The 17,745-nt window shown below is 72.1% G+C and carries 19 protein-coding genes; 7 read left to right on the top strand and 12 right to left on the bottom strand.

Translation table 11 applies throughout. From position 1 onward, the window contains the following. Positions 1-197: 197 nt before the first annotated feature. Complete coding sequence (locus EV378_RS29210; RefSeq protein ID WP_132430585.1) at positions 198-761, bottom strand: dihydrofolate reductase family protein; 564 nt, start codon at positions 759-761, stop codon at positions 198-200. A 275-nt stretch (positions 762-1,036) separates the two neighbouring features. On the opposite strand from EV378_RS29210, the gene EV378_RS29205 reads away from it, so the two are divergent. After that, complete coding sequence (locus EV378_RS29205) at positions 1,037-1,528, top strand: pyridoxamine 5'-phosphate oxidase family protein (protein ID WP_132430584.1); 492 nt, start codon at positions 1,037-1,039, stop codon at positions 1,526-1,528. 9 nt (positions 1,529-1,537) lie between these two features. Here the strand turns inward: EV378_RS29205 and EV378_RS29200 are convergent, their stop codons facing one another. Next, positions 1,538-1,927, bottom strand: coding sequence for a hypothetical protein (locus EV378_RS29200; protein ID WP_132430583.1), 390 nt, complete (start codon positions 1,925-1,927; stop codon positions 1,538-1,540). A 72-nt stretch (positions 1,928-1,999) separates the two neighbouring features. Here EV378_RS29200 and EV378_RS29195 point away from each other — a divergent pair, with 72 nt between their 5' ends. Then, positions 2,000-2,302 (top strand): hypothetical protein, encoded by a 303-nt coding sequence (locus EV378_RS29195; RefSeq protein WP_132430582.1) that lies wholly within the window; start codon positions 2,000-2,002, stop codon positions 2,300-2,302. Positions 2,303-2,496: 194 nt separating this feature from the next. Here the strand turns inward: EV378_RS29195 and EV378_RS29190 are convergent, their stop codons facing one another. Further along, on the bottom strand, positions 2,497-3,345 hold the full coding sequence (locus EV378_RS29190) for a metallophosphoesterase family protein (protein WP_279389668.1): 849 nt from the start codon (positions 3,343-3,345) through the stop codon (positions 2,497-2,499). A gap of 143 nt (positions 3,346-3,488) precedes the next feature. On the opposite strand from EV378_RS29190, the gene EV378_RS29185 reads away from it, so the two are divergent. Further along, the gene (locus tag EV378_RS29185; RefSeq protein WP_165922534.1) at positions 3,489-4,826 is read left to right on the top strand and encodes a cytochrome P450; all 1,338 of its coding nucleotides are present in this window, start codon (positions 3,489-3,491) and stop codon (positions 4,824-4,826) included. Positions 4,827-4,838: 12 nt separating this feature from the next. Here the strand turns inward: EV378_RS29185 and EV378_RS29180 are convergent, their stop codons facing one another. Both EV378_RS29180 and EV378_RS29175 read right to left on the bottom strand, forming a co-directional pair. Further along, the gene (locus EV378_RS29180) at positions 4,839-5,405 is read right to left on the bottom strand and encodes a DUF6069 family protein (protein ID WP_132430581.1); all 567 of its coding nucleotides are present in this window, start codon (positions 5,403-5,405) and stop codon (positions 4,839-4,841) included. A 151-nt stretch (positions 5,406-5,556) separates the two neighbouring features. Continuing rightward, on the bottom strand, positions 5,557-6,594 hold the full coding sequence (locus tag EV378_RS29175) for a phosphotransferase family protein (protein ID WP_132430580.1): 1,038 nt from the start codon (positions 6,592-6,594) through the stop codon (positions 5,557-5,559). 96 nt (positions 6,595-6,690) lie between these two features. On the opposite strand from EV378_RS29175, the gene EV378_RS29170 reads away from it, so the two are divergent. Next, the gene (locus EV378_RS29170) at positions 6,691-7,164 is read left to right on the top strand and encodes an SRPBCC family protein (protein ID WP_132430579.1); all 474 of its coding nucleotides are present in this window, start codon (positions 6,691-6,693) and stop codon (positions 7,162-7,164) included. A 41-nt stretch (positions 7,165-7,205) separates the two neighbouring features. Here the strand turns inward: EV378_RS29170 and EV378_RS29165 are convergent, their stop codons facing one another. From EV378_RS29165 to EV378_RS29155, 3 genes are all read right to left on the bottom strand, one after another. Then, the gene (locus tag EV378_RS29165; protein ID WP_132430578.1) at positions 7,206-7,637 is read right to left on the bottom strand and encodes a DUF3037 domain-containing protein; all 432 of its coding nucleotides are present in this window, start codon (positions 7,635-7,637) and stop codon (positions 7,206-7,208) included. After that, positions 7,634-8,482 (bottom strand): HipA family kinase, encoded by an 849-nt coding sequence (locus EV378_RS29160; protein WP_243653822.1) that lies wholly within the window; start codon positions 8,480-8,482, stop codon positions 7,634-7,636. Before EV378_RS29160 ends, EV378_RS29165 begins: the two co-directional genes overlap by 4 nt. 83 nt (positions 8,483-8,565) lie before the next feature. Further along, a complete protein-coding gene (locus tag EV378_RS29155) occupies positions 8,566-9,030 on the bottom strand; it encodes a DoxX family protein (protein ID WP_132430577.1) in 465 nt (154 codons plus the stop codon). A gap of 418 nt (positions 9,031-9,448) precedes the next feature. Here EV378_RS29155 and pgi point away from each other — a divergent pair, with 418 nt between their 5' ends. From pgi to EV378_RS29140, 3 genes are all read left to right on the top strand, one after another. Beyond that, on the top strand, positions 9,449-11,131 hold the full coding sequence (gene pgi / locus EV378_RS29150) for a glucose-6-phosphate isomerase (protein WP_132430576.1): 1,683 nt from the start codon (positions 9,449-9,451) through the stop codon (positions 11,129-11,131). A gap of 325 nt (positions 11,132-11,456) precedes the next feature. Next, positions 11,457-12,311: an alpha/beta fold hydrolase gene (locus EV378_RS29145; RefSeq protein ID WP_132430575.1), complete on the top strand. Its 855-nt coding sequence runs from the start codon at positions 11,457-11,459 to the stop codon at positions 12,309-12,311. Between the two features lie 258 nt (positions 12,312-12,569). Then, positions 12,570-13,220 carry a phosphatase PAP2 family protein gene (locus EV378_RS29140; RefSeq protein WP_165922533.1) on the top strand — a complete coding sequence of 217 codons (651 nt, stop codon included), beginning with the start codon at positions 12,570-12,572 and terminating at the stop codon, positions 13,218-13,220. On the opposite strand, the gene EV378_RS29135 is transcribed toward EV378_RS29140, so the two are convergent. The 4 genes from EV378_RS29135 to EV378_RS29120 all read right to left on the bottom strand — a co-directional run bounded on the left by EV378_RS29135 (position 13,206) and on the right by EV378_RS29120 (position 17,261). Further along, positions 13,206-13,805 carry a hypothetical protein gene (locus tag EV378_RS29135; RefSeq protein ID WP_132430573.1) on the bottom strand — a complete coding sequence of 200 codons (600 nt, stop codon included), beginning with the start codon at positions 13,803-13,805 and terminating at the stop codon, positions 13,206-13,208. The genes EV378_RS29140 and EV378_RS29135 overlap by 15 nt on opposite strands. 47 nt (positions 13,806-13,852) lie before the next feature. Further along, complete coding sequence (locus EV378_RS29130) at positions 13,853-14,671, bottom strand: Fpg/Nei family DNA glycosylase (protein WP_132432901.1); 819 nt, start codon at positions 14,669-14,671, stop codon at positions 13,853-13,855. 194 nt (positions 14,672-14,865) lie between these two features. After that, on the bottom strand, positions 14,866-15,783 hold the full coding sequence (locus EV378_RS29125; RefSeq protein ID WP_132430572.1) for an alpha/beta hydrolase: 918 nt from the start codon (positions 15,781-15,783) through the stop codon (positions 14,866-14,868). A gap of 125 nt (positions 15,784-15,908) precedes the next feature. Continuing rightward, positions 15,909-17,261: an AAA-type ATPase lid domain-containing protein gene (locus tag EV378_RS29120; protein ID WP_165922531.1), complete on the bottom strand. Its 1,353-nt coding sequence runs from the start codon at positions 17,259-17,261 to the stop codon at positions 15,909-15,911. Positions 17,262-17,745: the final 484 nt, after the last annotated feature.

The raw sequence follows: 17,745 nt of genomic DNA, 5'->3' as shown, positions 1-17,745 counted from the left end.
AGGCCGCCCGTCGCCTTCCACGACCAGCATGTCGGCCCGGCGTGGTGCCACCCATGGCATCGATCCACGCCGGCCCGCTGATCATGCCGGGGCGCGAGCGTCGGGGCCGACGCCCAGGAGCATGATCGGCAGTTCGGCCGCGCCGAGTGCCGTGTGCGGCATCGACCCGCGCCCGTTCGGTGATCATGCACCGGCAGCTACCGGCGGACGTCGTAGCGCAGGTACACCACGCCTCCGTCGAAGCGGCGTTCCTCGCGGAGGCTCAGGTCCAGCTTCACGTCCGGCGGGAGGTACGGCGTCCCGCCGCCGACGACGACCGGGCAGAGGTACACGTTGAGCACGTCGACCAGGCCGGCGCGTAACGCGTGCACGGCGAGCGTCGGGCCACCGACGGCGACGTCGCCGTCCGACGAAGCGACGACCTTCCGGACGGCGTCCGGGTCGAACTCCCGCTCGATCCGGGTGCGCTCGGTGACGACGGTCTCCAGCGTCGTCGAGTAGACGATCTTGTCCGCAGCCTTCCAGATCGTGGCGAACTCGGAGAGCAGCGGGGCCGACCCGGTGAACTCCGGGTCGGTCTCCCAGACGCTCATCATCTCGTACATCCGGCGGCCGTAGAGGTACGTCGTCGCGCCGCGCTCGCGCTCGTTGACGAACGCGTGCACCTGCTCGTCCGGCTCGGCCCAGGCGAAGCCGCCGTCGGCGTCGGAGTGGTAGCCGTCCAGGGAGACGATCACGGAGTACTCGAGGCGGGGGGTCATGCGCGTCAGACTGCCCGAACCGTCCGGAGTCATCGCCGGCGTGCGAACCCGCCATCGGAGTGGATCGCCTACCGTGTTCCTCCCGCCGCGGTGCCCGCTCGAACCTCACCCGGCCGCGCGCAGGCGCTCGTACTCGGCCACCGCGTCCTCGACCTCCAGGACGAACGCGATCGCCTCGTCGCGGTCCTCGACCACGAGGGGCGGGCAGCGCAGACGTGCCATCCGTCCGGCTTCCCTGACCGGAACTGTCAGGGTCCCGTCCTACCGTTTCGTCCATGACCACCTGGGACGGGTTCGTGGACGGGGCGCCGACCATCTCCGAGATCTTCCGGCGCAGGCACGCGGCCACCGGCAACCTCTGCATGCTCGGCACGCTGCGGGCCGACGGGTGGCCAAGGATCAGCCCGGTCGAGCCGCGGACGTTCGAGGGCGAGCTGTGGATCGTCGGGATGCCCGACACCCGCAAGTTCGACGACCTGGCGCGAGACCCGCGGTTCACGCTGCACACGGCGACGGTCGACACGCACGTGAGCGAGGGCGACGCCAAGCTCTGGGGCGTCGTGGAGAACCGCCCGGATCCGGATCTCCACCAGCGCTTCGCCGAGGCCCTGTTCGACGAGACGGGCTTCGACCTGCGCGGACAGGAGTTCGGGCACTTCTTCGGTGCGGACATCCGGGGCGCGTCGTCGGTCCAGGTCGGCGACGGGCATCTCGACATCCACGTCTGGGAGCCCGGCGAGAAGGAACGGGTGGTGCGGAAGCACTGAGACCGAGGATCAGCTCCGGCGCCCGGGCGTGAGCGGGCGCGGACCCCGCAGGCGGGCGGGCAGGTCGTCCGGGTCGAGCACGCCGCGGGCGAGCCAGCCGGTGACGGCACGGACGTCGTCGGTCGTCCGGACAGGACCTGCGACGACCGTGGGCCCGGCGGGCGCGCGGTCCGCGTCGCAGGGCTGCACGAGCAGGACCATGCCCGGTTCCCGTGCACCACAGGCGGGCCCGACGCGGCACCCGCTCGAGACCAGCACGCCGTGCGTGCTGTCGCGCACGACCGCGCGCAGTCCCTCCACGAGCACCTCGTCGACACCCGGAAGGGCCGCGGCGCCGTCGTCGAACCCGGAGGGCATCTGGGCGCAGGCCGCGCACCGGACCACCGTGTAGCCGTCCATCCCGTCCTCCTGATAAGCGGAATCGTTTTCGTTTATGGAGCCGACCGTAACAGCCGGGGGTACGGTCGGACCATGTGGCGACGACGGCGGGACGACGTCACCGTCGTCACGGACTACGTCGAGCCGCTCGCCGTCCAGCACCGTCGGCGGATCCGGATCCGGCTGGTCGCGATGGCGGTGTGGATCGTCGGCTGGGTCGTCTCCGGGATCCTGTGGCGGCACGGGGTGCTGGCCACCGTGATCCTGCTCGGCAGCGGGCCCGGCATCTGGATGCTCTGGTGGTTGCTGGTGCCGCAGCGCGCCCCGGGACACCGGCGCGCGGTGACGCGGCGCGGCCCGCGGGCCCTGCCGGGACCTGGTCACGGCACGTCATGACGTTCACGAGCCCGCCACCTCCGGACCGCGGGCGGTGCCCGGCGACCGCAACGTGCCACTCGACGGGCCGCGCCGATCGAGCGGGACGTTGCGGCGGCGCAGACCGCCGGAACGTCACACTCGAATCCTGATCACGGTCGGGCGGCGCGCCACGAGCGGTCGAGGCGGACGCACCGGGCCCGGTGCGGACCGGGTCAGAACTCCTGGAGCGGCAGCACGACCCGCGGCAGCAGGTCCGGGAAGTGCGACCCGATCCGCTCGGAGTGCCGCTGCCACTCACGCGGGTAGCCCAGCGACGCCTCGACGAACGGCACGCCGTCGCACGCGATCGTGCGCGGGATGTGCAGGTGCCCGTGCACGACGACGGTCGCCCGGAAGCGCCGGTGCCAGTCGGCCGTCGCCGTCGTCCCGCACCACAGCGCGAACTCCGGGTACCAGAGCGGATCGCACGGCGTGCGCACCAGCGGCCAGTGGTTGACCAGCACCGTCGGCAGGTCCGGGTCCAGCTCGGCCAGCCTGCGCTCGCTCTCCTTGACCCGGTCCGCCGACCACGCCTGGCGCGACGGGTACGGGTCGGGGTGGAGCAGGTACTCGTCGGTGCACACGACGCCCGCCGCGTGCGCGGCCGCCAGCCCCTCCTCGGTCGTCGACGTGCCCTTCGGCAGGAACGAGTAGTCGTAGAGCACGAACAGCGGCGCGACCGTCACCGGGCCGCCCGGACCGGTCCACACCGGGAACTCGTCCTCCGGCGTCAGCACGCCGATCGCGCGGCAGCGGCGGACGAGCTCGTCGTAGCGGTGGGCGCCGCGCAGCGCGTCGATCGGGTCGGCGCGGGCACTGCGGTCGCGCGACCACAGCTCGTGGTTGCCCGGCACCCAGATCACGGTGGAGAAGCGGGACCGCAGGTCGGTCAGGACGTCGACGATGTCGGCGATCTTCTCGTCCACGTCGCCTGCCACGATCAGCCAGTCGTCCGGATGACGGGGCGCGATCGCCGCCGAGATCTCCCGGTTCTCGGAGTACCGGACGTGCAGGTCGCTCACCGCGAGCAGCCTCGGTTCGGACGACGGTTCGGGGAGCACCACGAGTCCGTTTCTACCCGTCCGTCGCCGGTCCGGCGAACCCTGGCGCGAACCTACTTACCGCAAGTAGCATACCGACAGTACGGCGAGGGAAGGATGGAGCGATGGCGGGTTCGCGGGGTCCTCGACGGTGGGTGCGCTGGCTGCTGCGCCACGGCGCGATGCGGCAGACGGTCGCGCGGCAGGCGAAGAAGGGCGACCTCGGCGCCACCCTGATCATCGACCGGGACACGGTCCGTGACCCGTTCCCGCACTACGAGCGGATCCGCGCGCAGGGCCGGATCGTCCGCTCGGCGCTGACGCTCACCACGGTCGACCACGAGGTCACCCAGACCGTGCTGCGCAGCCCGGACTTCATCGTCAGCATGCGGATGCCGGAGAACGCGCCGAGCCTGCTGCAGGCGCTGATGAAGGTCGGCGGCAGCTACCCGCTCGGGCCCGCCGAGCCGCCGTCGCTGCTCTCGTCGGACCCCCCGGACCACACCCGCATGCGCAAGCTCGTCACCCGCTCGTTCAGCGCGAAGGCGATCGCCGCGCTGCGCGGACGGACCGAGGAGATCGCGACCGGCCTGCTCGACGAGATGACGGCCACCGCGGGCCGCAACGGCAGGCGGGCGGACGTGATCGGCGACTACGCCGCGCTGCTGCCCGCCACCGTGATCGCCGAGATGCTGGGCGCGCCGACGTCGATGCGCGAGCAGTTCCTGCGGTGGGGCGAGGGCGGCGCGTACTCGCTGGACATGGGCCTGACCTACGGGCAGTTCCGGCGCTCGGAGAAGGACATCGACGCGCTGACGGACTGGATGCTCGGCCACTTCGAGACGCTGCGCCGCAACCCGGGCGACGACATCCTCTCCTCGCTCGTGCAGGCGCACGACGAGGAGGAGGGCAAGCTCGCCGACGACGAGCTGCTCTCGATCGCGATGCTGCTGCTGGCCGCCGGTTTCGAGACGACGGTGAACCTGATCGGCAACGGGACCCGGCTGCTGCTCGAGCACCCGGACCAGCGGGCGCGGCTCGCGGCCGAGCCCGAGCTGTGGCCGAACGCGGTCGAGGAGATCCTGCGCTACGAGTCGCCGGTGCAGCGGACCGGACGGGTCGCGGGCGCCGACACCGAGGTCTGCGGGATCCCCGTCCGGCGCGGGTCGCTGATCATCACGCATCTGGGCGGCGCGAACCGCGACCCGGCCGTGTTCCCCGAGCCGGGCCGCTTCGACGTCGCGCGTGAGGGCGCCGACCGGCACGTCTCGTTCTCCAGCGGCATCCACTACTGCCTGGGCGCGGCGCTGGCGAAGATGGAGGGCGAGGTCGGGCTGCGGGCGCTGTTCGAGCGGTTCCCGGACATGCGTGCGGACGGCCTGCCGGAGCTGCGGGGCACCCGCGTGCTGCGCGGCTACCGGTCGCTGCCGGTGCGCCTCGACCGCGCGCCGGTCCCCGCCTGACGGCAGGCGGGGTCAGCGGTTCGACGCCGCCATCGCCGCCGTCGTGACCAGGCTGATGATCGCGACGCCGATCACCAGGTGGATGATCCCGGTGGTGATCCGCACCGCGAGCGTCTCGCTGGACAGCAGCGGCAGGATCGCGGCGACCGCGGTCAGCAGCCCGGCGATCCAGCCGAAGTAGGACATCGGGCTCGGGACGGAGACCAGCAGCAGGTGCGCCAGCGCGGTCGCGGCCAGTGCGGCCAGTGCGGCGGAGACGCAGAGCGTGGTCGTGTTGCCGCCGGCCAGCGCGCCGGTGTCGGTCGGGGCGAGGTACGGGATCTGCAGGAGCACCCGGACCAGCAGCAGGGCGAGGAACGCGATCAGCGCGGCGATGATCGCGGCGGCCACCCCGCCCGACCACAGGCGCCCCGCGTTGATCGACGAGCGACGCGGCGGACGGTCGTAGCCGCCACCGTTGCCGCCGCCACCGCGCCCGTACCCGGCGTCGCGACCCCGGTCGTAGCCGGCGTCCCGGCCCCGGTCGTACCCACGGTCGTAGCCGGCCGCTCGCGTGCGGTCGTCCCAGCCCTGCGACATCTGCCCACCTCACCGGTCTCGCGCGCGTCCACGTCCAGTCTGACGCACCGTCGCGCTCCGTGGACGAACGATCACGCCCGCGGAAAGGGCACGGTACAAGCCCCCATCGGGTACTCGCCGTACCCCCGCGCCACGTAACGGACAGGACGTGTCAGGCCAGGGCCGCCAGTGCCGCCTCCGCCTCCGTGACGACCTGCTCGGCCCGCTGCTCCAGCTCGGGGCCCACCTGTGCGCCGGAGCCCATGTTCCCCCGCTTGTACCGGGTGTACACGCCCGCGCCGATGCACGCCGAGCGCCACCGGGCGAACGCCAGGAAGTACGGCAGCTCGGACAGGTCACGACCGGAACGCTCGGCGTAGCGCTGCGCGACCTCGTCGCGCTCCGGCCAGCCGTCCGCGGCCGTCGGACCGGTCGTGATCGCGCGCTGCGTGTCGTCCGGCCGCGCCCAGGACGCCAGCACCCAGCCGAGGTCGGCCAGCGGCTCGCCGAGGGTGGCCAGCTCCCAGTCGAAGATCGCGGCGATCCTCCCGTCGGCGCCGAACGAGAGGTTCCCGGGCCGGTAGTCGCCGTGCGCGATCCGGGTCTCCCCCGTCGCCGGCATCCGCTCGGTGAGCAGCCGGTGTGCCTCGTCGACGGCGGACAGGTCCTCGATCGCGCTCTCGTGCACCTGCCGGTGCCAGCGGCGTAGCTGGCGCTCCAGGTAGCTGCCGGGCCGGTGCAGGTCGCCGAGCCCGACCTCGTCGGGGTCGACGGCGTGCAGCTCGGCGAGCACGTCGGCGACGTCCAGGCCGCAGGACCGCCGGATGTCCTGCGGGATCCTCTCGCCGGACTCCGGATCGCCGGGCACGACGCCGTCGACGAAGCCCATCAGGTAGAACTCGGCGCCGATGACGTCGGCGTCGTCGCAGTACGCGACGGGGTCGGGCACCGGGACCGGGGTCGGCGCCAGCGTGGAGATGAAGCGCCACTCGCGGCTCATGTCGTGTGCGGTGGCCAGCACCCCGCCGGTCGGCGGGCGGCGGAGTGCCCAGACCGAGCCCGCGTCGTCGGAGACCCGGAACGTGAGGTTCGAGTGACCGCCGGAGATCCGGGCGACGTGGACGGGCCCGTCCACCAGCTCCCGCTCGCGCATCCAGGCGGCCAGCACCGCGGGGCGCACGCCGTCGACGACCTCGTCCATGGTCACCATCCAAGCACCGGAACCGTCCGATCGCCGGGCTGCGGACCGACCCGGATCGCGGGAGGATCACGCCCGTTCACAAGCGACGGTCAGGGAGGACCATCCATGAGTGACACCCAGATCACGGTCTCGAAGACGGTGAACGCCAGCCCCGAGGCGCTGTTCGCCCTGCTGAGCTCGCCGACCCAGCACCAGGCCATCGACGGGTCGAGCATGCTCCGGGGAACCGACACGGCGAAGGTCAGCGGTGTCGGCGACGAGTTCATCATGAAGATGAACAACGACGCGCTCGGCGACTACGAGATGAAGAACGAGATCGTCGCGTACGAGGAGAACCGTACGATCGGCTGGGCGCCGTCCCTGCACCCGATCGACGGCTACACCGACAAGCTCGGCGACGTCCGGGCCATCGGCCACACCTACACCTGGCACCTGGAGCCCGAGGGCAACGGCACGAAGGTCACCCAGGTCTACGACTGGTCCAACGTCACGGACGAGAGCTTCCTCGGCTTCTTCCCGATGCTCAACGAGGCCCAGCTGTCCGACTCGATCGAGAAGGCCGGCGACGCCGCGTCCTGAGTCCCGTCCGACCGGCCGTCGTCCCTCGTGCGGGGCGGCGGTCAGGCCGGTGGCAGCACCAGCCGCCGCAGCAGCCGCTCGGTCTCCGCGGCCGGGTCCCTGGTCCGTCCGGTGTGGACCGGTCCTGGTTGGACGATCGTGCTGCGCGCCGTCGTCAGCCGCCGGAAGCGGCGACCGATGTCCTCACCGGCCCCCGGGCCCGCCGCCGAGAGCGCTCCGGTGGCGTGCCGGTCCGAGCGCGGCGGCTCCGGCACCCCGCTGACCGCCGCGACCGACTCCAGCGCGGCGTCGACGGCGTCCGCGTCCGCCCCCGGGTCCAGCGCCGCCAGCCGCGCACGGTCCAGGTACACCTTGGCGCACAGGTAGTCCCGCGCCCTGCAGTGCACGATCACCCCGGCGTTGATCGACTCGCCGCGCTCGATCCGCGGGACGACGCGCAGCAGCGCGTACTCGAACGTCACCCACGCCGTCACCGAGCCCTCCGCAGCCAGGACGGCGGGTGCGGCGCGCGCGTCGTCGGGCGGGGCCTGCCGGCGGCCACCTGCTCCGCGACGCCGGCCAGCCAGGACTCCCGTACGGCGAGGCGGGCCGCGATCGTCGTCGCGAACGCCGCGCGGACCTCCTGCGGCGACGAGAACCCGGGCTCGTCGGCCAGCCACTCGTCGGGGACGAGCGCGGTGACGTCGGCGAGCACCTCCGGCGTGACGAGCGGCGCGAGGGCGCGGTCGGCGCCGTCGAGGTCGGGGTGGCAGCCGAGCAGGACGTGGTCGGACGCGTCGTAGGGCCGACCGGCGAAACCCGGTGCGGCCGACCAGGCGTGCGCGAACGTGAGCGTCGCGCCATGGTCGATCAGGTACGGGCCGCGGTGCCAGAGCAGCATGTTCGAGTTGCGCCACGAGCGGTCGACGTTGCCGACCAGCGCGTCGAACCACAGCACGCGTCCGGCGAGCTCCGGGCCCGGGTCGAACGCCAGCGGGTCGAAGTCGAGCGCGCCCGGCAGGAAGTCGATCGCGAGGTTGAGCCCGGCCGAGCGGCGCAGCAGCTCCTGGACCTCCTGGTCCGGCTCGGACAGGCCGAGGTCCGGGTCGACGGTCACCGTGCACAGCTCGGGAACCGGGAGGCCCAGCCGTCGTGCCAGCTCACCGCTGACGATCTCCGCGACGAGCACCGACCGTCCCTGGCCCGCACCGGTGAACTTCACGGCGTAGGTGCCGAGGTCGTCGGCCTCCATCAGGCCGGGCAGTGATCCGCCCTCGCGCAACGGCGTGACATAGCGGATCGCGGTGACGTGCCGCAACTCCGCTCGCCCCGCCTGCACGGTCGAGACGCTACCGACCCCCCGACATGGATCGCGGCCCGCACCCACAGGGGGAAGGGTGCGGGCCGCGGCTCGGGGGCGGGTCAGACCGCCACGGGCTGGCGCATCACGACGGTCTGCTGCATCCGCCGCTCACGGGCGAGGCTCAGCACGTGGTCCACGCTGAGCTTGCCCGGGCCGGAGGCCATCAGGGCGAGCAGACCGCAGATGATCGTCCCGACGAGCGCCCAGCCGTTGTTCGCCATGAACAGGCCGTTCTTGCCGTGCACGAAGAAGATCGCACCCGCCATCACGAACGTCATCAACGACATCGGCACGACCATCCGCAGGCCGAGCACCAGCGAGATCGTGGTCACCAGCTCGACGACGATCGTGAACGACGCGGCCGCGATGGCCAGCGGGATGCCGAACTTGGAGAACGTGCCCGCCGTCTCGAACAGCCCGGCGTCCACCTTCTTCCAGCAGTGCATGATCAGGATGTAGGCGAGCAGGACACGGCCGGCCAGCAGGACGATGTCCCTCGGCAGCCCGTTCAGGGAGCGATACACGCAACCTCCTCATGACGTTTGGTGACAAGGTCATCACGCAATGTGGGAGACCGTACGACGCAGATCGGGCTGCTCCACACGCTTCGGTGACCACACGCGACGAATCGACCGCATGCTGCGACGAGGGCACGCGAACACCCACACGGCCGCTGCCGCACGACCGTCCGGCCGCCGCCACCGGCGCGTTCGGCGCCGTGACCGGTGGTCCGGGCGTGTGCGACGACGAGTGGTCACGCGGCCGTGCACACCACGTCGCGGTGATCGCGACCACACTCACCCGGGTGGCAGAGCGGACCCTCGGATGCCGCACCGGGACGCACGGTGCGCAGTGGCGATCTGCACGCCACCGTCCCGCGAAGCCCGCTCGTCGCATCCGCGGACCGCGTCGGGCTCGCCGCGGCTGGGTATCCGGAGCAGGATGACGCCCGTGTCTGCGACCTCCGTCTCGACCGACATCACCGCGACCCCGGAATGGACGGCACTCACCGAGCACCACGCCGCCGTCGAACCCCGTCACCTGCGCGCCCTGTTCGCCGACGACCCCCACCGTGCCGAGGCGCTGACGTTCGCCGGCGCCGACCTCGTCGCCGACTTCTCCAAGCACCGCATCACCGGCGAGACGCTCGAGCTGCTCACCGCGCTGGCCCGCCGCGCTGGCGTGCCGGAACGCACCGAGGCCATGTTTCGCGGGGAGCACATCAACACCAGCGAGGACCGCGCCGTCCTGCACACGGCGCTGCGGCTGCCGCGCGCCGCCGATCTCGTCGTGGACGGCCAGGACGTGGTCGCCGACGTGCACGCCGTGCTGGACCGGATGTCCGCGTTCGCCGACCGCGTCCGCTCCGGCGAGTGGACCGGCCACACCGGTCAGCGGATCCGCACGGTCGTCAACATCGGGATCGGCGGGTCGGACCTCGGGCCGGTGATGGCCTACGAGGCGTTGCGCGACTACGCCCGGCGCGATCTCGAGTGCCGGTTCGTGTCCAACATCGACCCGACCGACCTGTCCGAGACGGTGTCCGATCTGGACCCGGCCACGACGCTGTTCCTCGTGTCGTCCAAGACGTTCACCACTCAGGAGACGCTGACCAACGCGCGCAACGCCCGCGCGTGGCTGCTGGACAACCTCGGAGCCGGTGACGAGGCCATCGCGAAGCACTTCGCCGCCGTGTCCACGAACGCGGAGAAGGTCGCCGAGTTCGGGATCTCCACGGACAACATGTTCGGGTTCTGGGACTGGGTCGGCGGGCGGTACTCCGTGGACTCGGCGATCGGGCTGTCGCTGATGTGCGCCGTCGGGCCGGACAACTTCCGCGCGTTCCTGGCCGGGATGCACGCGATGGACGTGCACTTCCGGGAGACGCCGCTGGAGCGCAACCTGCCGGCCGTCGCCGGACTGCTGAACGTCTGGTACTCGAACTTCTTCGGCACCGACACGCACGCCGTGCTGCCGTACAGCCAGTACCTGCACCGGCTGCCCGCCTACCTGCAGCAGCTGACGATGGAGTCGAACGGCAAGTCCGTCCGCGGCGACGGCACACCGGTCACGACGACCACCGGCGAGATCTTCTGGGGCGAGCCGGGTACGAACGGGCAGCACGCGTTCTACCAGCTGCTGCACCAGGGCACCCGGCTCGTGCCGGCCGACTTCATCGGGTTCGGCGAGCCGAACCACGAGCTGCCCGGCGACGGCCCCGACCCCGCCGCCCCGGACATGCACGACCTGTTCATGGCCAACCTGTTCGCGCAGACCGCGGCGCTGGCGTTCGGCAAGACCGCCGAGGAGATCGCCGAGGAGGGCACGCCCGCCGACGTGATCCCGCACAAGGTGATGCCCGGCAACCGGCCGACCACCACGATCCTCGCGCCGAAGCTGACCCCGTCGGTGCTCGGCCAGCTGATCGCGTTCTACGAGCACGTGACGTTCGTCGAGGGCACGATCTGGGGCATCGACTCCTTCGACCAGTGGGGTGTCGAGCTGGGCAAGGTGATGGCCAAGCAGTTCGGCCCCGCGCTGTACGCGGCCGACCCGCCGGACGCGGGCCTCGACCAGTCGACGGCGTCCCTGATCGCGCGCTACCGGGCCTATCGGGGGCGCTGACTCCCGCCACCGAGCCGCATGATCGGCGGATCGGCCCGGATCGGTGCCGTGTACGGCGGCGATCGACACCGGACGGCCGATCATCGGCCTGCGGTGGCGGAGGAGCGGGCCGGGCACGAGGGTGGACCCCGAGCGGCCGTCGTCGTGGACGGCCCGGGCGGGGGCGCGCCGTCGTCACGACCGGGCAGACCGCTCGGGTCGTGGACCGGGACGTCCCGGACCCGCGGTCCGCGGGCTCGACGGCGCCGTGTCCTACCTGCACGACCGCGTCGCCGGGCGTCCGGACGACGTGATCAAGCTGCTGGTCCGTCCGTAGGGAGAGCTCATGCCAGAGCACCACCGGGTGCGCGTCGGCGACGTCGACCTGCACGTCGCGCTCGACGGGCCGGCGGACGCGCCCGCCGTGCTGCTGCTGCACGGCTGGCCGCACACGTGGCTGTCCTGGCGCCGCGTCGCGCCGCTGCTGGAGGGGTACCGGCTGGTGATGCCGGACCTGCGCGGGCTCGGCGAGTCGTCGGTGCCGTCCGGCGGGTACGACAAGCTGACCGTGGCGGGAGACGTCGCGGCGTTGCCGGAGGCGTTGGGGCTGGGCGACGTCGTCGTGGTCGGGCACGACTGGGGCGGCGTCGTCGCGTTCTACGCGGCGTGGCTGCTGGGCTCCCGGGCGCGAGGTCTCGCCGTCGTCGACGTGACGATCCCGAACGACCTCGGCGCCGGACCGGACATCGCGCAGGGCGGCAACCGGTGGCACCACGCGTTCCACCGCACGACGCTGGCCGAGGACCTCACCGAGGGCCGCGAGGACACCTACCTCGGCTGGTTCTACGACCACTTCTCGGCGAACCCTGCGGCGATCGACGCCGGCACCCGCGCGTCCTACGTGGACCGCTATCGCGGCAGGGAGCGGATGGCCGCCGGGTTCGCGTACTACCGCTCGCGGGACGCGGACATCGCGAACGCCCGCCAGGTCGGCGCCGGGGGGATCACGGTGCCGGTGCTCGCGGTGGGCGGCGCGGTCGGGTTCGGGCGCGGCGAGGAGCCGCTGGAGTGCCTGCGCTACTTCGCCTCCGGTGAGGTGACCGGTGGGTCCGTTCCGGACTGCGGGCACTTCGTGCCGGAGGAGGCGCCGGACGCGCTCGCCGGGTACCTGCTGCCGTTCCTGCGGAAGTGCCATGCGTGATCCGCGTGACCGGCGCCGGCCCGGGTGCGACCTCGCAGGGCGTCCTTCGACCTCGCAGGCCATGTAGCCCGTGCGAGGTCGGGTGATCCCCTGCGAGGTGCGGCTGCCCGTGCCCGTGCCGGAGTCGCTGGGGCGGCTACGACGGGGACGACGTCCAGGGAGGCGGCCCGGCGATCCGCCCGGGGCAGGCGGCGCGCGTGCACGAGTCGGGTCACCCGGGCCCGGGCGGGCGACGGCCGAGGCGGGCAGACTGACCAGGTGGATCATCCCGTACGCGACTGGCGCCGCACCGCGTTCGTCGCGGCCGCGCTCCTGCTGCTGGCCGGGTTGCTGATCGCCGTCGCCTACACGGGCGGGTTCACCGGGCGCGACGCCGCCGCGCTGGCCGAGGCCACCGAGGAACGCACGCCCCCGCGGATCACGGCGGCGGTGACGCTGACCGAGATCGGGAACACGATCGCGTCGGCGACGATCGCCGTCGTCGCGGGTGCGGTGTGCTGGTGGCGCGGGCGCCGGGACGAGGCCGTCTACCTGGTCGCGACGACGGCCACAGCCGCCCTGGTGTTCACGCTGGTCAAGCGGCTGCTCGAACGGCCGCGGCCGCCCGCGTCGGCGCAGGTGGTCCGGGAGACGAACGAGTCGCTGCCGTCCGGGCACGCGACGATGTCGGCCGTCGCGCTGGCGTCGATCGTGGTCGTCGCGTGGCCGCACCTGGCCGCGCGCGGGCGGGCGCTGCTCGTCGCGGTCGCCGTGCTGTGGGTCGGTGCGGTCGGGTCGACGCGGATCTACCTGGGCGTGCACTGGTTCAGCGACGTGCTGGCCGGGTGGACGCTGGGGCTGGCCTGGGCCGCCGTCGGCGCGGCGGTGCTGTTCCGGTGGCGGGCGCGGGAACCCTCACCCGTCGTCTGACGCGGACCGGGCGACGTGGTCGGCCACGTCACGCCGGAATGCCTCGACCGTCTCGCCGCAGGACACGAGCCGGTCGGTGGTCGCGCGCCAGGCCACGTCGTCGCCGTCGAGCCACTGCCCGCGCAGCCGGTCGGTGGCCCGGTCCCAGCGACGGGTCATGGTGTGGAACCGCTTCGTGCGAGGCGGGTGCAGGCCGGTCTCCGCGGCCTTCTCGATCTCGCCGAGCACCGACTCGAACGCGCGCGCGACGGCGCCGAGCTCCTCGGCCCGGTCGGCGGGCACCGGAAGACCGGCCACCTGCGTCGCGGCGCCGTAGCGCGGCCCGACCAGCCGCAGCACCACGAATGACGCGACCACCGCCGCGAACCCGACGACCATCAGCGCGATGCCCGGCGCGCTCGTCGGGGCCAGGACGAATCCGATGCCGGCCACCACCGCCCCGGCGATCCCGGCCGGCTTCGACAGCCAGAACGGCCGTCCGAGCGAGCGTGCCCTGCGCTGCAGCTCGACGTCCGGTGGTCCGGGCTCGTGACGTCCCCCGTCGTGGGCGAACAGCACGTCGGCGGTCGGCGGCTGCGGGGTCATGCCCCGATCGTCCCAGCCGGGCGGCACAGCCTGCCGGGCGTCCGGCCTCAGGCGTGCTGCTCCTTCGGGCACCACCACGTCGTCCGGCCGCCGACCTTGCCACGCTCGACCTCCGTCCCGCACCGCGGGCAGTGGCCGCCGGTGTGGCGGTGCTCGATGAAGTTCCCGGTGTGCACGCCCCCGTTCTCGACGGCGTCGGCCAACGCACGGTTCAGGTTGCGGTGCAGGCGGTCCAGCTCGGTCCGGGTCAGCTCGTTCGCCCGTGCCGACGGGTCGATCCTGGCTTGCCAGAGCGTCTGGTCCGCCAGCAGGTTCCCGACGCCGGCCAGTACGGACTGGTCCAGCAGCCGCGCCTTGACCGCCGACCGGCCGCGCGAGATCCGATCCCGGAACTCGGCGGGCTTCATGTTCTCCGCGTCCGGCCCCAGATCCGACAGGTCCGGGTCCAGCCGGATGCGACCGAGACGGCGCTTGTCGAACAGCCGGAACTGGCCGCCGTCGGTGAAATCGATCGTGAACCGGTCCCACTCCGCCTTGCGTGGCCGCCTGTCCGGGCGCTTCGTGCCACCGCCGATCCGGTCCCCGTCCGGGTCCGTGACGACGATCCGGCCGCCCATGCCGAGGTGGACGCCCAGCGCCGGGCCCTCGTCGCCGTCGGAGGTCTCCGTGTCACACCACATCGTCTTGCCGCGGCGGTGGGTGGCGGTCAGCCGTCCGCCCTTCAGCGCCGTCGCGATATCACCTGCACGGTGAGGACGGCACAGCCACTCGTCGCGATCGTCGATCGACGCGATCTCTCGGCCGACCGCCAGCGCCAACACCTGACGGGCATTCTCCACCTCGGGTAACTCCGGCACGTTCTGCATCCTCGCGCGCGGCCGCACCACGCGCGCGCCGATCCCGTCATGGCGCTGCCACGGTCGCGCACCCACCCGCGGACGGCCCGACCACGACAGCGCCCGCCGAGACGACGACGGAAGTGACGACCGGCGCGATCGGCGGGCTTGCGCCTCGGACCCCGCCGTCGGCCGGCGCCACACCGGTGTGGGCCCCGAGTGGTTCAGGAGCGCGGCGAGGTCAACGGGACCGATCCGGCGGATCGCACCCGTGCACGGACGTACGCGCCGATCTGATCGATAGCACGGTCGGCATCCGGGAGCTGGTCCGCGAACATCTGGAAGACGTGGACCATCTCGTACCCGATCTGCAGAACCGCGTCGCCACCCGCTCTGAGAACGCCGTCGGCGATGCGGACCGCGTCGTCCTCGAGCACCTCACTGCTACCCACCTGCACGAGCAGCGGCGGCAGACCGGCCAGATTGCCCAGCAGCGGAGAGGCGCGATGATCGGCCGGGTCGGCTCCCTGGAGGTAGCCCTGCTGCATCTCGGTCAGCACGGCTCGGCTGACGAGCGGATCCATGGGCTCCCTGGCCGACATGGAGTCTCCACTCAACGTGAGATCGGCCCACGGGGACATGAGGACCCCGACCGCCGGCAGCGGGTCGCCGCAGTCCCGTGCGGCGGCCATCACTGCGAGAGCGAGACCGCCGCCGGCGGAGTCGCCCGACACGACCAGGGACGACGGGTCCACTCCGTCGGCGAGGATTCCCCGGTAGGCGGCGACTCCATCGTCGAACGCGGCCGGGAACGGGTTCTCGGGGGCGAGGCGGTAGTCGGCGACGAAGACCTGAGCGCGGGCGGCCCGGCCGATCCGAGCAGCCAGGTCACGGTGGCTGGTCGGCGACCCGATCAGATAGCCGCCGGCGTGGAAGTGCAGGATCGTGGTGCCTTCCGACCACGGTCCTCTGATCCACAGGCCGTTGATGCCACCCACCTGGGCGGGCGTGACCGACCCTTCTGCCGGGGGCTCCGGGCACATCCGGTCGAAGCCCACCCGCATCTCCTCGACCGTGGCGTCCTCGCGAAGCCACCCGGCATACGCCGTCGAGGCGATCTCGTTCACCTTGTGCGAGACCATCGATTCCTCCGTACCTGTGTGGCCGGCCTCACTGCCCGCCCTCGACGTCACAGGACCATGTGGAGGAACCACAGGAGGGTCTCATTACCGTCGCCGCTGTCTCAGCCGTGAGACGAGCCGGGGAATCAGCCGCGAGCCGGGCGCTTGATGTTGAGCGACTTCATCTTGCGATAGATCGTCGCGCGGGAGATTCCCAGTGCGACGGCCGCGGCTTCGGCGTTCCACGAGTTGCCCTGCAGCGCACGCACCACCGCTGCACGTTCGGCGACCTCGAGTGCGACGAGCCGTCGACCCTGTCGGCTGACCGCGTGGTGGCTGGAGGGGAGGTCGTCCAGCGTGACGTCCCGGCCGTCGGCCGCAGCGAGCGCCGTGGACAGGACGCGGCGCAGCTCGGCCACGTTGCCCGGGAGATCGTTGTGGCGCAACGCGTCGACGCACTCCGACGCGCAACGGACCGGCGTGGAGCCCGGGTTCAGCTCGGCCAGCAGGACGGCGATCAGGGCCGGGATGTCGTCGCGCCGATCCCGGAGCGAGGGAACGGTCAGGGCTCCGTCGGTCTGATCGATGAGCCGGCTCAGCAGGATCGGGTCGATCTGGGTGGGATCGACGGTGAGAAGAACTCGTCCGTTCGATCTCTCCAGGTGCGCGCACAGCGCGCGGACCTGGCGATGGTCGAGGCAGTCGACGTGTCGCAGCACGGCGGTCGAGTCGTCGTCTCGCGCATGGGTGGCGAACTGCTCGACCTGGTCGACCGCGAAGTCGAGCTCCAACGCGGACGTGTCCGGGCGGAGCAGGTTGTGGATCGCCCGGGCGAAGGTGGCCTTTCCGGCGCCCTGCTCGCCGAGCACGGCGAGGCGACGTCGGTCGCGTAGCAGCCGGCATCCCTCGTCGAGGAGCCGTTGCCAGACCGGCATGTCGGGCAGTGTGGATCCGAGCGAACGGCGGGCAGCTGGACGCGTCTCGCGCCCCGGTCTCATCGTCAGCAGGACACCCGCCGGAGACGCCCCGTCATCGACGGTCGAGCAGCGGACGTCGACCGGAACGCCCCTGCTCAGGGTGAGTCGCCCGGTGACGGTGCGCGAGTGCTGCATGCTGTCCTTGGCCCAGCTCCACAGCAGCGCGTGGTCGGTGGGGTCGAAGAGCTCCGCAGCCTGCGCGTTGGTGAACAGGAACTGGTCGTTCATCGATGCCACGGCCAACGCCGGTGAGCGGGCCGTGCGCAGGAAGGCATCGAACAGCGCGCGTTCCCGGGTGGATGCCCCCTCCTGCAGCCGCACCTCGATCTCACGGGCCGCCTCGGCCACGAGAGGGAGGAGATGTTCGTTGGTGTCTCGGTAGTGACAGGTGAGAGCGACGATGCCTTCCAGGCGCATCGTCAGGGGATCCTTGATCGGCACCCCGACGCAGGTGAAGTCCTGCATGTCTTCGAGATAGTGCTCGGGACCTGCGACGATGATGGGTGACCGGACCTCGATCACGGTGCCGAGGCCGTTGGTCCCGGCTACTTCCTCGGCGAGCAGCGCTCCGGGAGCGGCCGAGATGCGGTCGAGCCCGGACAGCAGACGATGGTCGGCGGCATCCCGCCAGACCAGCCACGACGAGCTGTCGGCCAGGGTGATCGCGGTGTGGGACAGCTGCTGGCTGAGTCGTTCCAGTACCGGAGTGGCCGCACGCAGGAGCCGGGGCGTCGGTTGACGATCCGGGTCCAGCGGGAGGGCGAGGCTGGCACCCGGATCGATGCCACTGAGCTGGGAGCGACGCCACGAGGAGGCGATCTCGCTGCGCAGGGACGCGTCGGGCGACCGGTCATCGTCTGCCTCCAGCGCGATCGGGTCGCTCAGCAGCCGATCACGGGCGGCCTGCGTCCGTCGGCGAGCTCGGGGACCCCAGCCGGTACCGGAGTTGGGCGGGCCGAGCTCTCCCGACATGACCGAACCTCCCGCCTGCTCCGAGCACCGTTGG

This window comes from Pseudonocardia endophytica, assembly GCF_004339565.1.
Classification (GTDB): Bacteria; Actinomycetota; Actinomycetes; order Mycobacteriales; family Pseudonocardiaceae; genus Pseudonocardia; species Pseudonocardia endophytica.
Note: the sequence above shows the minus strand (reverse complement) of the source record. Positions and strands in the feature narration are given on the sequence as shown.

What these genes read in the sequence shown, in the direction of transcription:
- EV378_RS29200 (WP_132430583.1), bottom strand. Translation starts at nt 1,927, where the DNA reads ATGGACGGCTACACGGTGGTCCGGTGCGCGGCCTGCGCCCAGATGCCC.
- EV378_RS29205 (WP_132430584.1), top strand. Translation starts at nt 1,037, where the DNA reads ATGACCACCTGGGACGGGTTCGTGGACGGGGCGCCGACCATCTCCGAG.
- EV378_RS29135 (WP_132430573.1), bottom strand. Translation starts at nt 13,805, where the DNA reads ATGACCCCGCAGCCGCCGACCGCCGACGTGCTGTTCGCCCACGACGGG.
- EV378_RS29170 (WP_132430579.1), top strand. Translation starts at nt 6,691, where the DNA reads ATGAGTGACACCCAGATCACGGTCTCGAAGACGGTGAACGCCAGCCCC.
- EV378_RS29195 (WP_132430582.1), top strand. Translation starts at nt 2,000, where the DNA reads ATGTGGCGACGACGGCGGGACGACGTCACCGTCGTCACGGACTACGTC.
- pgi (WP_132430576.1), top strand. Translation starts at nt 9,449, where the DNA reads ATGACGCCCGTGTCTGCGACCTCCGTCTCGACCGACATCACCGCGACC.
- EV378_RS29210 (WP_132430585.1), bottom strand. Translation starts at nt 761, where the DNA reads ATGACCCCCCGCCTCGAGTACTCCGTGATCGTCTCCCTGGACGGCTAC.
- EV378_RS29185 (WP_165922534.1), top strand. Translation starts at nt 3,489, where the DNA reads ATGGCGGGTTCGCGGGGTCCTCGACGGTGGGTGCGCTGGCTGCTGCGC.
- EV378_RS29130 (WP_132432901.1), bottom strand. Translation starts at nt 14,671, where the DNA reads ATGCAGAACGTGCCGGAGTTACCCGAGGTGGAGAATGCCCGTCAGGTG.
- EV378_RS29125 (WP_132430572.1), bottom strand. Translation starts at nt 15,783, where the DNA reads ATGGTCTCGCACAAGGTGAACGAGATCGCCTCGACGGCGTATGCCGGG.
- EV378_RS29180 (WP_132430581.1), bottom strand. Translation starts at nt 5,405, where the DNA reads ATGTCGCAGGGCTGGGACGACCGCACGCGAGCGGCCGGCTACGACCGT.
- EV378_RS29175 (WP_132430580.1), bottom strand. Translation starts at nt 6,594, where the DNA reads ATGGTGACCATGGACGAGGTCGTCGACGGCGTGCGCCCCGCGGTGCTG.
- EV378_RS29145 (WP_132430575.1), top strand. Translation starts at nt 11,457, where the DNA reads ATGCCAGAGCACCACCGGGTGCGCGTCGGCGACGTCGACCTGCACGTC.